The organism is Rhizobium changzhiense, from assembly GCF_013087625.1.
Taxonomy (GTDB): Bacteria; Pseudomonadota; Alphaproteobacteria; order Rhizobiales; family Rhizobiaceae; genus Rhizobium; species Rhizobium sophorae.
Genome location: NZ_JABFCQ010000003.1, coordinates 994151 through 1008418 on the forward strand (window position 1 = coordinate 994151; position 14268 = coordinate 1008418).

Here is a 14268-nt window from a genome sequence, read left to right on the forward strand (position 1 = left end):
CATGGCCATGAACCCTGTCAACATCCTCCTCGTCGACGACCAGCCGGCAAAGCTCCTGAGTTACGAGGTCATTCTCGAAGAGCTCGAGGAAAACCTCATCAAGGCGCAATCCGCTCGTGAAGCCTTCGAGCATCTGTTGCGCACCGAAATCGCGGTCATTCTCGTCGATGTCTGCATGCCCGAACAGGATGGGTTCGAGCTCGTCAGCATGATCCGGCAGCATCCGCGCTATCAGAATACGCCGATCATCTTCGTTTCCGCCGTCATGCTGGCGGAACCGGACCGGCTGCGCGGCTATGCGGTGGGAGCGGTCGACTACGTCTCTGTCCCGATCGTCCCCGAGGTGCTGAGAGCCAAGGTGCGGGTCTTTGCCGATCTCTACAGGAAAACGAGGGAACTCGAACGCCTGAACGTCGAGCTGGAGGCGCGCGTTCACCAGCGCACCGCCGAGCTCGAGGCGTCGGCAGCGCAGTTGCGTGAGCTCAACGAGGAACTCGAGCACCGGATCGATCAACGGACGCGCGAGCGCGAAGAGGCGCTCGCACAGCTGTTCGAGGCGCAGAAGCTCGACACGATCGGCCACCTGACCGGTGGCGTGGCCCACGACTTTAATAACCTTCTCATGGCGGTTCTCGGCAGCCTGAACCTTCTGAAGAAACGGCTTCCGGCCGATGAACGCAGTGAACGCCTGGTGACGAACGCGATCCAGGCGGCCGAGCGCGGTACCGCGCTGACCCAGCGCCTGCTTGCCTTCGCACGCCGCCAGGAGCTCAAGCCGCAGGCGGTCGACTTCTTCAGGCTGTTCGAAAACGTCGAGGATCTTCTCGCCAAGGCGGTGGGGCCGCGCATCGAAATCCGCAAAAGCATCCCGGCGGATCTGGCGCCCCTTCTGGTCGACAGCAACCAGCTGGAACTGGCGCTGCTTAACCTGTTCGTCAATGCCCGGGATGCGCTCGAAAGCGGCGGAGCCGTGACGGTGGCCGCGGCGGCAGCCGAAGACGCCAGGCCGACCGGCCTCGCGGGCGGAAATTACATCAGGATATCGGTGTCGGACGATGGCGAGGGGATGGACGAGGCAACGGTCTCGCGTGCCGCCGAACCGTTTTTCACCACCAAGGGGGTTGGCAAGGGTACCGGTCTCGGGCTGTCCATGGTTCATGGCCTGGCGGCGCAATCCGGCGGCTCTATCCAGATATCGAGCGTCAGGGGCAAGGGCACGACCGTTTCCCTGTGGCTGCCCGTTGCCGAGACATTCGTCAAGGTGCAGCCTCCCGTCGAGCCTCCGGCGACGGAGCCTTTGAAACCGGCGTCGCGGCCGCTTGCCATTCTGGTCGTCGATGACGACGCCCTTGTCAGGACGGGAACCGTGGCGATGCTGGAGGATCTCGGGCACCTGCCGCAGGAAGCGTCTTCCGCTTCCCAGGCTTTGGAATTCTTTGCCGATGGGCAGGGTTGCGATCTCGTCATCACCGATCATGCCATGCCGGGCATGACGGGCGCCGAGCTTGCGCGTCACCTTCGCTCTTCCTTTCCAGGCCTGCCCATCATCCTTGCCTCGGGCAACGCCGAGTTCTCAGAAGACCATGGCGTCGGCCGGATGCTGCGGATGAAGAAGCCATTCACGCAGGAACAGCTTCAGGCGGCCATGGATCAGGCGATCTCGGGCAAAGTCGTGGCGGCCTGACGGTCGAAGTGGGGATGTGCCGGAGTCTATTGCGTTCTGAGCCGGCTCTAACTCTCGTCGCTTTCAAACCGCTGCCCGGCATAGAGGATGCGGAGGATAACAACCTCGGTGGGATCAACCACGAATGCCACGCTTACCCGGCGCTCGAAACCGACAATGCGTAACCCCGGTCGGACATGATCGCGGATGCTGCCGCGCTCGGGGTACGTTTCGAACCCACTTACAAAGGCCTTGATGCGGGCCACGTAAATCGCGGGCGACGGCAGAAGATGCGGATGTCTTGCGGACGAAACTATAGATACCCGACAAATCCAATTCCGCCTCATCAGTGAGGCGGATATTATAGCGCTTCATCAATCTTCTTCCCGATCGATTTCGTCCATGCGCGCTTCGAGGCGCTTCCAGACCTCGTCGAGGGGTTTGGCCTTGGTGGGATCGGCCTTGTGGGCATCATAGGTGGCCGCAACTTCTGTTCGCAGCCAATGCTCGACGGCATTCTCGCGTTCCTGCAAAGCCCGCAGTCCCTCGCGTATGACTTCGCTCTCCGAGGCGTAATCGCCGTTGGACACCCGCTGTTTAACGCGCTTCGCCATTTCCATGGGCAACGTGATGCTCATCTGTTGCGTCGAGCGCATCGATTAAACTCCTGCTTTTTGCAGGTTTATAACACGGGATAGGATAAAATCCTACTCCCGATAGGATGGAATCATACTCTTCGGGTGTCTCCCGGAGGGGCACCTCGCGACGGTGGCCCCTTTTGCGCTCTCCGTGCCTGCGAAACTTTTTGCCCTGACAAAAGTTACCTAAATCCCATCCCCATTTTCATCGAAGGCTTTCCTTTGACCCAAATGATGTTCGGACCTGCATTCACCGAAGAGGGCATTCTATTCCGCCTCTGGGCTCCCCTGCATGAAAGCGTGTCGCTGAAGATCGAAGGCGCTGATCCGCGGCAGATGCAGGCGGTCGGGGACGGCTGGCACCATTGCACGGTCGCGGATGCCAGTGTCGGTACGCGCTACCGCTTTGTCCTGCCGGATGGTCTCGAAATTCCCGATCCCGCCTCGCGGTTTCAGCCGCAGGATGTGCACGGGCCGAGCGAAGTGGTCGACCTTTCCTCCTATCGCTGGAAGACGAGTGACTGGACGGGTCGGCCCTGGGAGGAGATGGTCATCTATGAGATGCATATCGGCTGCTTCACGCCGGAGGGTACTTTCAAGGCCGCGATCGAGCGGCTCGACCATCTGCAGGCGCTGGGCGTTACGGCGCTGCAGATCATGCCGCTGAGTGAATTTCCCGGCCGTTACAGCTGGGGTTATGATGGCGTGCTTCTTTATGCTCCGGACAGCAGCTACGGCCGGCCGGAAGATTTCATGGTGCTGGTGGACGCAGCGCACCAGCGCGGCATCTCGGTTTTCCTGGACGTGGTCTACAATCACTTCGGGCCTGACGGGAACTATATCCCCTCCTATGCGCCGCTCTTTACCGACCGTCACAAGACGCCCTGGGGCAACGGCATCAATTATGATGGCGACGGATCGGAGATGATCCGCGAGTTCATCATCGAGAACGCCATCTATTGGATTACCGAGTTCAGGCTCGACGGTTTCCGCTTCGATGCCGTCCACGCCATCAAGGACGACAGCGCCGAGCACCTGCTTCATGCGCTTGCCCGCCGCGTCAGGGCCGCCGCCGGCGACCGGCATGTGCACTTGATCGTCGAAAACGAGGAAAACGACAGCGAGTTGTTGGAGCGTGGCGAAGACGGGGAGGCGAGCCTCTTCACCGCTCAATGGAACGACGACATGCACCATGTGCTGCATATCACCGCCACGGGCGAAACCTTCGGCTATTATGCCGATTACGCCGGTGACGCCGGCAAGCTCGGCCGAGCGCTGGCGGAAGGCTTCGTGTTTCAGGGGGAGCACATGCCCTACCGCGGCGCAAGCCGCGGCAGGCCGAGCGGCCATCTCCCGCCCACCGCTTTCATTTCCTTCATCCAGAACCATGACCAGATCGGCAATCGGGCGCTGGGGGACCGGGTTCTGGCTTCGAGCCCGGCTGATGTCGTCAAGGCCGTCGCCGCCATTTACCTGCTGGCGCCCGAGATTCCGATGCTGTTCATGGGGGAGGAATGGGGCGCCAAAGAACCTTTCCCATTCTTCTGCGATTTCGACGAGGACCTGAACGAGAAGGTCAGGAAAGGCCGCCGCGAGGAGCTTTCCCGTCTGCCGGGCTTCGACGCCGACGACCTTCTCGACCCGACGGCGCCATTGACCTTCGCCGCCGCCAAGCTGGATTGGTCGAAACTCGCCTCTTCCGAGGTCCTTGGTTTTTACAGAACGCTTCTCGACCTCCGACGCCGAAGGATCGTGCCTTTGCTGAAGGGTGCCGGCGTCGGAAACGCGGCCTATCGCTCGGCGGGAAGCGCGCTCGCGGTGGATTGGACCCTGGCGCAAAACCGGCGTCTTCATCTGCGTGCCAACCTCGGCTCCGAGGCGGCGCCGCTCGCCTCGCAGCAGGGTGACGGCGAGTCGATCTTCCGTCTCGGCGGCAGCGATGGCGGCAATCTCGCGCCCTGGACGGTGATCTGGAGCATCGGCGAGGCGTGACGGCGTGCTGACAGGAAGGCGATCGACCGATGAAATCTGCTGAGCTCGACAAGCTCGCCCGCCGGCACGGCATCAGCCTGACCAGGCCCAGTCCGGACAATCGGGAGGTGGCGATATCAAGCGAGACCAAGCGCAAGATTCTTTCGGCGTTGAAGATCGACTTGCCGGGAGCGGCCGATCACGAGACCGGCGCGCCGCGGCAGGAGCCCAAACCAGCGGCTAAGAAGATCGCCAGGTCGTTTCTGCCGGATTTCCTTTCCGGCACGCGGGTCTGGGGGGTGAGCCTGCAGCTTTACGAGCTTCGTTCGGCACGCAACTGGGGCATAGGAGACTTCGAGGATCTGTCCGATATGGCGGATTTCGCGGGATCGCTGGGCGCCGATTTCATCGGCCTCACCCCGCTTCACGCGCCGTTTCTCGCCGATCCCGACCGTTGCAGCCCCTATGAGCCCTCGAGCCGCCAGCATCTTAACCCGCTCTACATCGCAGTCGACCGGCTGCCGGGTTTTGCCTGTAGTCCCGAACTCGAACGGCAATTGGCAAGCCTTCGCCAAACCGATCTCGTCGACTACGTCGGCGTTGCACAGATCAAGCTGAGGGTTCTGCGCGATCTTTGGCCGAGCTGGCGACAGCGCAGCGTGATTGACAAGGCTTATGATCCGGCGGATTTCGATGCCTTCATCACGCAAGGCGGTGACAGCCTGCGACTGCACGCACTTTTCGAATGTCTGTCGTTTTCCATGGTCGAGCGCGGTGCGAGCGCCGGCTGGCAATGTTGGCCGTCCGATTTCCAGCGCTTCGACAGCGCCGCCGTCGCCGAATTCGAGCGCGGACACGCGGATGATGTCGCCTTCCACATGTGGCTGCAATGGCTCGCCCACCGGCAGCTGATGCAGGCGGCGGACCGGGCGCGGAAGGCCGGCCTGCGGATCGGGCTCTATCTCGATCTTGCCGTCGGGGAGGCGGTCGATGGCTCGGCGACATGGAGCGAGCCGGACACCTATGTCTCCAAGGCCACCATCGGCAGCCCACCCGATCCCTTCGCCGTGGACGGGCAGGACTGGCACCTTGCCGGATATCTGCCTTCCGCGATTGCCGCAGGAGAAATGTCGCCATTCCGGCGCATGCTGAACGCTGCCATGCGATATGCGGGCGCCATCCGCATCGACCACGCTGCAGCACTTCGCCGCCTCTTCCTGGTGCCGTTGGGCAGCAGGCCGGACGGCGGCGCCTATGTCCGCTATCCCGCGGATCGGCTTCTGCAGATCCTCGCCGAAGTGTCCGCCGAGCATCGGTGCCTCGTTATCGGAGAAGACCTCGGACTGATCCCCAAGGGATTGCAGGACGATCTGGCGGCGGCTCACATTCTCTCCTATCGCATCCTTTCTTATGAACAGGACGAGAAGGGCTTCAAGCCTGCGGACGTCTATCCCGTCCTGGCTTTGGCCTGCATTTCGACGCACGACCACCAGACCCTTGCCGGCTGGTGGCGTGGCGCCGACATTCAGGCCCGGTGCGACCACGGCATCGTGCCGCCCGATCTCACCGAGAAACATCTCGAAGACCGCAAGCGCGAGCGGAGGAACCTGAAAGCGGCGCTGAAGGCTGCCGGCCTCAACCTGCCGGCCAGGCTTTCCCAAGCGCGGGCAAGCGAGGAAACACTGAGGGAATTGACCGTCAGCGCCTATCGCTTCATCGCCAGGACGCCCTCGCTTCTCGCCGCGGTCCGTCTCGCCGATCTCACCGACGAAAAAAGACCGACCAATGTGCCAGGCACCAGCAACAGCTATCCCAACTGGAAGCCGAAGCTATCGGTTTTACTCGCGGATCTGATGTCGAGCCCGCTGCTGAAGAGCGTGACGGCGGCAATGCGGGAGGAGAGGCCGCGGGAGTGATTAAGGCTGGCGGGCCGTCAGCTTCGTCATTGTCGTTCGTGGGCCTGCCGCGCATATGGAAATCGCTTCGCGCAGGGAACGAATAGGAAGCCGGCGAATTTTGAAGGAATAGGGACAGGCATTGCCGAGATGAGGACCCGTCCGCTTTCGCCGCGTCGGATGCGGCGACTATATTGATGGAAAAAAGACCATGACGAGCGCATTCATCCTTATCGCATTGGCTCTGATCATCACCTACGCCGGTCCGACATTGCTGTTCATCTGCGTCGGATATGCCGATTATATGCTGGAGCGGCGAAGGCATATGGTGGCGTTGAAGCACGCCGTGAAGCGTCGCAGCGACGAGTTTTAGAGCATTCGCGGGAAAACCGCATCGCACTTCTCCTGGAACGGCTCGAGGTGGTGGACACCTTTCGTCGGCTTGGATGTTACTCGGCTTTCCCAGGGAAAGGATCCAGAGGCAGGTCGGCAAACCCGCCTCCGGCAGCCGGCGTTCGTGAAACGCCTCTGCGAATAGTTAGTCGTTCGCCGTGACCTTGACGCCAAGCACCGAAGGAATGGTGTTCGGTGCCCCCATGGCCGCGCCGATGATCATCGGGACGGGAACCGGCTTTTCCGGTGCGGCGCTGATCGTCAGGCTTTTCGGTCCGTCGAGATAAGTGTTGACGGCAGCCGCCACCTGGTTTTGCAGCTCGGGCATGTTGAGCTGCGACATCATCATCGGCACGAGACCTTTCAGCGATTGCGCCAGCTGGTCGCCCGTCACGCCCTGCTGCGAGCCGGCATAGTCGAGCGCCTTCTTGGTGATCGAGGCATCGTCGAAGCGGATCGAGGCGCTGTTGATCGTCAGCTGCTGCATCAGCCCCAGCATCGCAAGGCCGGCGGCCTGATTGGCCTCTTCCTTGTTCGGATTGGCCTCGGCGGTCTTCACCGCTTCCTGCAGCGACTTGATGAAGCCCAACGTGTAACCGGAGAAATCGACGGCGAAATTCAGCCGGCCGATATTCTTGAAGTCGAAAGCATATTCGTCGACAGCGACCTTGCCGCTTTCGACCTCCCAGATGCCCTTCATGGTCACCGTGCCGTCCAGCGTCGTCAGCCCCAGTTTCTCGATGGCGTCTTTCGCATTCGCATCCTCGACCTGCGACAGGTCGGCCTTGAGACCGGCGACATTGGCGTCATAGGTAAAGCCGCCATCCTGGCGTCCGAGGTTCGACTCGATGCTCTCGATCGCGAGTACGTCCTTGCCCTTGATGTTGAGAGCGATCGGCCCGGTGCTGACGGTTTCATAGAGGAGGATGTCGTTCAGCGTATCGCCCGTTGCATTGGCGGGAATCGTGAGACCTGTGATCTGGATCTCGTTTGCGGAAAAACGTCCTTCCTCCTGGCTGATATCGATATCCGGGAAGGAGACGGTCTTGGCGTGATAGCCACCGCCTTCGATTTCCTCGACGCCCTCGAAGGTGAGGTCGCCGATCTTCAAAGTGTCGCCGGGCAGGCTCGAAGATCCCACCTGGACACCGGTCGCCGTTATCGTGTCACCATCGGCTTCCGCCTTTTCGAAGGTGATGACCGTACCGCCGGCACTGGTTGCGGCATTGAGCTTCTTCATCATGTCCGCGCCATCAAGGGCAAGCGCCGGGCCGGCCAGCGTCAGGAACGCCGTGCTTGCCATCGTCAGGTGGAGTTTACGCATATGCTTCATGGAGATGTCCTTATGTAGAAAATAGATGCGAGGATTTCGAAATTTCCCAGACGGCCCGCTTTCAGGTCGGAAAGGCGTCCACGAAGAGCGCCGCTCGATATCACGGCCTTCATCCGGTCAGCTAATTTGGGGGCGGTGAGGTCAGGATCAGCCGGAACGCTTGGGCTGAAGAAACATAGATATCCTTCCGACGGCGGTAATATTTACTCTAGCAGAGGTAGCGTTGCGACTCATCCATTACACAAAAAGTGTATTTCTTCGATTCTTGCAACCCTTCGAACTTCGGATGACGAGATGGGAGTCACTCGTCCGCGGGGCTGCATGATTCAATTGCGCATTTCCGACACTCGCCCGCGCAGCAAATAGGCGAGCGCAAAGATCGCCAGGAAGGGATAAACGAGCACGATCAGCGGCAGACCGGCAGCCAGCGCATCGTCCTGCATATAGACGTTGAGGACACCGGCTCCGAGCACCAAGGGGTACAGCGGCGCAAACCTGTCGAACCACATCCTGAAAGGCCCCGCCAGGAGAAGAACGAGCGCCGGCAGAATGAAAATGCCGAGATTTCTTGCAACATTCATGAGCTCAGGACCGAACGGTTCGGTGGAGGAATAAAGTCGGCCCGTCTGACGGGCCGCCCACAGAGCAGCGATTGCGGCCCCGGCATATCCGGATGGTCTTGCTAGCATCGCCGAACTTCCTTTTGTTCACGCGCCGCGTCGGTACGGTCGTCCTCTGACTATTACCGGCGCATATTATCTGCGGCGTCGACGCATTCAAGAATTGTCGTGCGGCAAACGCCGGCTTCCTGCTGCATGGGAGGTCGCGCGCGCCAGGCTCGGTAGGCGATCCGGAATTCGATGTCCTTGTAAAAATAGGTCTTGGCTTTTCGCCTCAGGCGGCTCCTGTCCAAAGCGTCAGCCGTTACGACAACATGTGCGGCAAGCCGTTTGAATTGCCATGGCGGCGAAGCTCGCTCCTTCTCGATCACCTCGACATGGTAGTAAGGATCGTGATTGGCGGGCTCCGGATGTTTGTGGACGGTGGCCCAGCGAACGGTCCGCGGTGAGACGGAGAGAATGACGGTGGAAACATCAGGTGGTTTCACCGCTTCGGCACGCGCGAAGACCGGTGCGCCTAAAATGGTCGCGACGGCCAAGAGGATAGCTTCAGGACTTATTCGCATGTGCGATCGCTATAGGTAGGATTTTCGCTTCGCGTCGAATATCGGCGGATAGTCCTCTTCGTCCAGCATGTCGAGAAAAGGGTCCAGTCCCTTCTCCTTGATGAAACGATACTCCGCATCGGAAATCAAATTCACCGTGAGGATCTCGACCGGATCGTTCTCCACCATAAGCGCTTCCGCAATGCGCTGGTCAGTTTCGATGATCGGCGTGAGAAAGAGAAATGTCCTGAAATCGCATCCCTCGACCGGTGGGGTCGGCATCGGCACCCGATGGCCGTAACCGAACCAGGTCGCGTCCATGAATGGGAGTTCGGCGAGCCAACGCAGATTGACGATAATTTCGGGCGTCGGCTCACGCACGTACCACATCAGTTCGGCTCTCTGCTTTTCGCCCTTTTCCCGGTGCGAGGTCGGCAGCGTCATTCGCCGATCGCTCATGCCGTTGGTCAGCAGCACGTAACCTTCGTCCGTACCGACCGGCGCGAAGTCGCGTCCGAACGCATGAATTTCAATGCCGCCCGATCGGTCGTCTGCGAAGGAATATTCCGGGTCGTCCAGTTCGTTTTCATAAATGGCGCGACGGTGTGCATTTAGGGATGTCGTTTCTGCTCCTGGCATCGTCGCCGTCTCTCCATTCTTTCCATTCCACGCAGACGTGGCAGGTCGGGCCGGCGCAGCACTACAGGCCAAGGTCATGGCCAGAAAACGCCTTCGGCTGCATGCTCTGAGAAAGGGGATCATTTTTGAAGCACAACCACGCCTTGAATGGATTTTTAATGCCACCGGCCTCTGAAAAATTCAACGTCAACGTGAGGGGAGAGACGACTGCTTGCGCTCCGACCGGGCGACGCGATGGCGCGGTCGTTCCGGTTTCGGGCCGAGGTCTCGCCTGCACTGATGTCTCCGGCCAAATTCTGGAACAATCTCTGTCGTCCCCTGTTACATTGACAATAAAGCGAGTGTTGCGTGAAGACGAGGCAGCCGGAGGGATCGATGAAGCAAAGTATAGCAGTTGGGCTGGTTTTTGCGCTTGTGCTGACAGGTTGCACGACCAGCGCAGGCAGTTATTCGTCGGCAGGACTGGCGCCCATTCCCGGTAGCATCACGTATAGTGGCCAGCCTCGCACGAAGTTGACGAAATCGCCCGTGGGTTCTTCCTTCCCGCATACTTTCACAGATCAGTGGGGACGCCAGGTCGAGGAGATCTACATCATCCGGCCCGACCGGAGCTTGCTGATCGCCGAGCGCCACTACCGGCCGGTCTTCTCGCTCGACGACGACTAGACAGGAGGATTTCAGACCTGGTCAACCTAATTCTGAATCCTGTTCTACATTAGATAGTTAGCGCATGATGTCGTCCGAAAGCGCTCACACTTTTCGGCATCATCCAGGAAGGAGAAATGATCATGCCGCGCCGCAAAAGCACTGAGACGACGACCCTCGACACCAGGGGAGCCAAGATCGGCGAGCCCGTTCCGAAAGCCATTATCGATACGAATACGGCCTCCGTCGGCGTTCCCCGGCAGTCTGATCATGACCTGGGCGAAGAGCTCGGCGCGCTGCGAAAGCAGATCGGCTTGCTCCAGCAGCAGGTCCTCGATGCCGCCCGCTCGGCAAAGGGCAGCGCCGGGAAAGCCATGCGTCAGACGGAGGCGACGGTGAAGCTCTACCCGGCATCGACGCTCCTGCTCGTCGCGGCGGTCGCCGGCGCGCTGGCATTCGCCGTTCGTCGCGCCGCTCTGCCGCGCTATCGGCCTCAACCCGCACTGCGTGAGTTAAGGGATCTCTACGACACCATCCGCGAGCGTCTCTGACAAGATTTCAGGATTGTCAGCGTCACGATTATGGCCGACGCTTCACTATCGAAGCGAGGGGATAAGCATGTTCGACATCATCATACGCAGCGCTCTTGATATCGTTGGGCGAACTGAGGGCCTTATCGATGCTATGAGGCGAGTGCTTCAGAGTGACGACCTCGACGAAGTCCAGGTCTACGAGCTCGACTATGAGATCGAGCGGCTCGGGGATGTGGTTTTCAACGTGGACGAAGCCGTTCGATCGTTGGCGCGCACGGTCGAATGCTGGCCGCAGACCGCTCTTGCACACGGGATCCGTCGGACATTGCATTGAAGGTTGATCGCCGCTTTGGCAACTGACGCGTCACGAATCCGACCCTGAGTTGGCAGTGTCGATTCTGCATGTCACGCCGATGTCACGCGACCGTCGCAGCAATATGTGCTTGATAGGCGCCGTTAGGCTCAGACCCGGCGCGGTGGGGCTAAAATTGCTTTTTTCGTTGGGGCATCGCAATGACCTTGAAAACCGCGGGGGAGAAATCTCAACCCCATGAATTCATCTTTCCGGTTCACACCCGGACGATCGCAGAGATCAGATACGATAGTCTGAGCCGCGTCATGACGGTGGTCTATCACGACGGCCACTCCTGCACGACTTCCGGCATCCAAAGCCCCGCAATGCTGAGGATCCTCGCTCAGCGTCCGTTGGAGCGCTCGCCATTTCTGTTGCAGACGGTCATCTGAGGGGAAAGACGTCGCCGACCCTTGTCGGTCCATAGGGTCGCCGCTTGTTAAATCAGCGTGATCGTGCATCCATTTCCCGCGGCCTGCGTTCATCCCCCAACAGACACATGGAGGGAACGCCGATGACCTTTCCACCACCGAAGACGGAATCTCCCGCGCAACGTTTCGAAGAGGCGACCGCTGCCGCACGCGACGCTTTGGAAGGGCTGATTGCAGCCGCCAATGAAGCCGGTTGGGGCACCGAAGAAATCACCGTAGCGCTGCTTAAGGCAGCGCAGTTTATGAGCGATGCCAACAAAAGAGATCCCGATCCGGCCGACGATCCCTTAATCAGCGACACACCTGCCAGACAGGCGCAGATTGGTCGCGGCGAACTCTACGATTAGAGCATGATGCCGAAAGGTGTGAGCGGTTTTCGGACGACATCCGGTTCTAAAGGATCTCACCGGTCGATCGTTGCTACGGAGCCGCGCACGACGAGGCTCGTGCCGACGCGCAGACGTTCGACGGCAAGAGGGGTGCGTTCGATACGGGCGATGAGCCGCTCGCCGGCGAGCTTGCCCATCTCGTAGACGCGCTGGTCGACGATGGTGATCGGCGGAACGGTGACGTTGGTCCAGTCGGCGTCGAGAAACGAAATCATCGACACGTCCTTGGGGATCGACAGGCCGAGCGACTGCAGCGACTTGAAGATGCGCAAGCCGACGAGGCTGTCCGATGCCAGGAGCGCCGTTGGCGCAGCACTGTCCGAGAGCAGGCGCTTGATCACGCCGTCCGTCTGTTGCTGGTTCGTGGCGCCGAGCCTGACATAATGAAGAGGGTTCGGCAGGCCCGCCTCGGTCAGGACGCTGACAAAACCTTCCACGCGTTCGCGTACGGCGGAATTCGAGATCCGCCCGATATCGGTAAGCCCGCCGCCTTCGGCATCCATGGCAGAAACGTAGGCGAGGCGGTGATGTCCTTGCCCGATCAAATGTCGGGTCGCCGCGATGGCCGCATCCCGGTCGTCGCCGGTCACGGAGTCGACATCGAGATCCGGAATAGACCGATCGAACAGCACCAGCGGCACGCCGGCACGGCAGACGTGCTGCAGATGGTCGAAACTGTCGCAGCGGGCAGGCGTCACGATCAGGCCATCGACTCGCTTGCCGATCAGGAGGTCGACGGCCGATTTTTCCGCATCGAGCTCTTCGCCCGAATTCGCGATGATGACGTTGAATCCCGCAAGGCGGGCCGCATCGCTGATGCCGCGCACCGCCAGACTGAAGAAAGCGTTCTCGATATCGCCGACCACCACCCCGATGATGCCGGACCTTCCGGTGCTCATGCTCCGGGCGAGCTCGTTCGGGCGGTATTCGAGCGCCGCCGCCGCCGCCATGACCCGATCTGTGATCTTGGCGCTGACCACGCCGTAGCTGCCGAGAACGCGCGCGGCTGTCGCCTTCGATACCTTTGCGGCCTTCGCGACGTCGGCGACGGTGACTGCACGTTTCGGATGAGCGGAATCTTCCATGGGCCGAGGACTACAAGAATTGTTGACGTGCGGTCAATTGACGGATATCAAATATGTCGTGAGACCGGTCTCTTTATATCAGAGACCGGTATCTTGTCCATCAATCCCTGTCGCAACGCGCGGCAGCGGCGGGACGATCTACAATGCCGACAAGAGCATTCCTTTCAGAGCGGAGAACGACGATGAAGCCTTTTTTATCAATTCCGGCCATCATGGCCCCGTTGCGGGCCGGCCTTGTCACATGCCTTCTTGCGATGGGGGCAGGCTCTGCCGCCGCCGCCGACAATCCCTATAAGCTTATCGAGCCCGGGGTGATCAGCGTCGGCACGATGGGCGATTCCAAGCCCTATACGTTTGCGACGGCGGACGGCCAGTTCACCGGTTTCGATATCGAGCTGTTTCTCAACGTCGTCTCCCGCCTCGGTTTTCAAAAAGACAAGGTCACGTTCACCGGCCAGGAATTTTCAGCACTCCTGCCGTCGGTCGCAAACGAGCGGTTCGACGTTGCCGTTGCGGCGATCGGAACCACCGAAGCCCGCAAGAAGACCGTCGACTTTTCCGACGGCTATCTTGCCGGTTATCTCTCCGTCCTGACCCCTGATGCCGGTATCAAGGATGCCGATGGTCTCAAGGGCAAGCGTCTCGGCGTCGTGCAGGGGACCTTGCAGGAAGTCTATGCAGCCAAGAATTTCGGGGGAACCGATCTGGTGAAATTCCCCGACAACAATTCTGCCGTGGCCGCCCTCAACAACGGAACGGTCGATGCGCATTTTCTCGATTACGAGGCCGCCAAGCAATATGGCGAGCGATATCCCGCGCTGAAGGTTGCAGTGAATATCCCGTCCTTCGATGCGCCTGCCGGCTTCGTGGTCCGGAAAGGAAATGATGCCTTCCGCACGGCGTTGAACGGCGCGCTTCACGACGCGATGCAGGACGGCACCTGGAAGACCCTTTACGAAAAATGGTTCCCCGGCTCGCCGATGCCGGAACAGTATCTTCCCAAGAAGTGACGCCGTAAGCCGCCCGCTCACGGCGGGCGGCTTACCAAGGCACTGCTAAAGCATGTCGCGCAAAAGTGTGCAGCGGTTTTGCGCTAACGACATGCGTAAAAACAAAGACCTAAAGCGCGACAAGCG

General features: G+C 60.2%; 16 protein-coding genes. 10 read left to right on the plus strand and 6 right to left on the minus strand.

Translation table 11 applies throughout. From position 1 onward, the window contains the following. The first annotated feature begins 7 nt into the window (after positions 1 to 7). Positions 8 to 1684, plus strand: coding sequence for a response regulator (locus tag G9X68_RS19645; protein ID WP_171603803.1), 1677 nt, complete (start codon positions 8 to 10; stop codon positions 1682 to 1684). Positions 1685 to 2037: 353 nt separating this feature from the next. On the opposite strand, the gene G9X68_RS19650 is transcribed toward G9X68_RS19645, so the two are convergent. Further along, positions 2038 to 2319 (minus strand): type II toxin-antitoxin system ParD family antitoxin, encoded by a 282-nt coding sequence (locus G9X68_RS19650; RefSeq protein WP_171603804.1) that lies wholly within the window; start codon positions 2317 to 2319, stop codon positions 2038 to 2040. Between the two features lie 213 nt (positions 2320 to 2532). Between G9X68_RS19650 and treZ the strand changes: the two genes are divergently transcribed. From treZ to G9X68_RS19665, 3 genes are all read left to right on the plus strand, one after another. Continuing rightward, positions 2533 to 4293, plus strand: coding sequence for a malto-oligosyltrehalose trehalohydrolase (gene treZ / locus G9X68_RS19655; RefSeq protein WP_240604774.1), 1761 nt, complete (start codon positions 2533 to 2535; stop codon positions 4291 to 4293). A 29-nt stretch (positions 4294 to 4322) separates the two neighbouring features. Continuing rightward, the gene (gene malQ, locus G9X68_RS19660) at positions 4323 to 6188 is read left to right on the plus strand and encodes a 4-alpha-glucanotransferase (protein WP_171603806.1); all 1866 of its coding nucleotides are present in this window, start codon (positions 4323 to 4325) and stop codon (positions 6186 to 6188) included. Between the two features lie 190 nt (positions 6189 to 6378). Next, complete coding sequence (locus tag G9X68_RS19665; protein WP_171603807.1) at positions 6379 to 6540, plus strand: hypothetical protein; 162 nt, start codon at positions 6379 to 6381, stop codon at positions 6538 to 6540. A gap of 165 nt (positions 6541 to 6705) precedes the next feature. On the opposite strand, the gene G9X68_RS19670 is transcribed toward G9X68_RS19665, so the two are convergent. The 4 genes from G9X68_RS19670 to G9X68_RS19685 form a co-directional block, all read right to left on the minus strand. Then, complete coding sequence (locus G9X68_RS19670) at positions 6706 to 7893, minus strand: hypothetical protein (protein ID WP_171603808.1); 1188 nt, start codon at positions 7891 to 7893, stop codon at positions 6706 to 6708. 326 nt (positions 7894 to 8219) lie between these two features. Continuing rightward, positions 8220 to 8582 carry a hypothetical protein gene (locus tag G9X68_RS19675; RefSeq protein WP_171603809.1) on the minus strand — a complete coding sequence of 121 codons (363 nt, stop codon included), beginning with the start codon at positions 8580 to 8582 and terminating at the stop codon, positions 8220 to 8222. A gap of 53 nt (positions 8583 to 8635) precedes the next feature. Beyond that, positions 8636 to 9052, minus strand: coding sequence for a DUF5086 family protein (locus tag G9X68_RS19680; RefSeq protein ID WP_240604706.1), 417 nt, complete (start codon positions 9050 to 9052; stop codon positions 8636 to 8638). Positions 9053 to 9088: 36 nt separating this feature from the next. Beyond that, entirely contained in the window at positions 9089 to 9775 is a 687-nt protein-coding gene (locus G9X68_RS19685; protein ID WP_244956197.1) for a suppressor of fused domain protein, read from the minus strand. Positions 9776 to 10072: 297 nt separating this feature from the next. Here G9X68_RS19685 and G9X68_RS32345 point away from each other — a divergent pair, with 297 nt between their 5' ends. From G9X68_RS32345 to G9X68_RS19710, 5 genes are all read left to right on the plus strand, one after another. After that, the gene (locus G9X68_RS32345) at positions 10073 to 10363 is read left to right on the plus strand and encodes a hypothetical protein (RefSeq protein WP_171603811.1); all 291 of its coding nucleotides are present in this window, start codon (positions 10073 to 10075) and stop codon (positions 10361 to 10363) included. Between the two features lie 122 nt (positions 10364 to 10485). Beyond that, positions 10486 to 10893, plus strand: coding sequence for a hypothetical protein (locus G9X68_RS19695; RefSeq protein ID WP_171603812.1), 408 nt, complete (start codon positions 10486 to 10488; stop codon positions 10891 to 10893). A gap of 67 nt (positions 10894 to 10960) precedes the next feature. Next, positions 10961 to 11209 carry a hypothetical protein gene (locus tag G9X68_RS19700; RefSeq protein WP_171603813.1) on the plus strand — a complete coding sequence of 83 codons (249 nt, stop codon included), beginning with the start codon at positions 10961 to 10963 and terminating at the stop codon, positions 11207 to 11209. Positions 11210 to 11388: 179 nt separating this feature from the next. Then, complete coding sequence (locus G9X68_RS19705; protein ID WP_171603814.1) at positions 11389 to 11619, plus strand: hypothetical protein; 231 nt, start codon at positions 11389 to 11391, stop codon at positions 11617 to 11619. A 122-nt stretch (positions 11620 to 11741) separates the two neighbouring features. Further along, the gene (locus G9X68_RS19710; RefSeq protein WP_171603815.1) at positions 11742 to 12005 is read left to right on the plus strand and encodes a hypothetical protein; all 264 of its coding nucleotides are present in this window, start codon (positions 11742 to 11744) and stop codon (positions 12003 to 12005) included. A gap of 56 nt (positions 12006 to 12061) precedes the next feature. Here the strand turns inward: G9X68_RS19710 and G9X68_RS19715 are convergent, their stop codons facing one another. Then, a complete protein-coding gene (locus G9X68_RS19715; RefSeq protein ID WP_171603816.1) occupies positions 12062 to 13132 on the minus strand; it encodes a LacI family DNA-binding transcriptional regulator in 1071 nt (356 codons plus the stop codon). Positions 13133 to 13314: 182 nt separating this feature from the next. Here G9X68_RS19715 and G9X68_RS19720 point away from each other — a divergent pair, with 182 nt between their 5' ends. Beyond that, on the plus strand, positions 13315 to 14142 hold the full coding sequence (locus tag G9X68_RS19720; protein WP_171603817.1) for an ABC transporter substrate-binding protein: 828 nt from the start codon (positions 13315 to 13317) through the stop codon (positions 14140 to 14142). Positions 14143 to 14268: the final 126 nt, after the last annotated feature.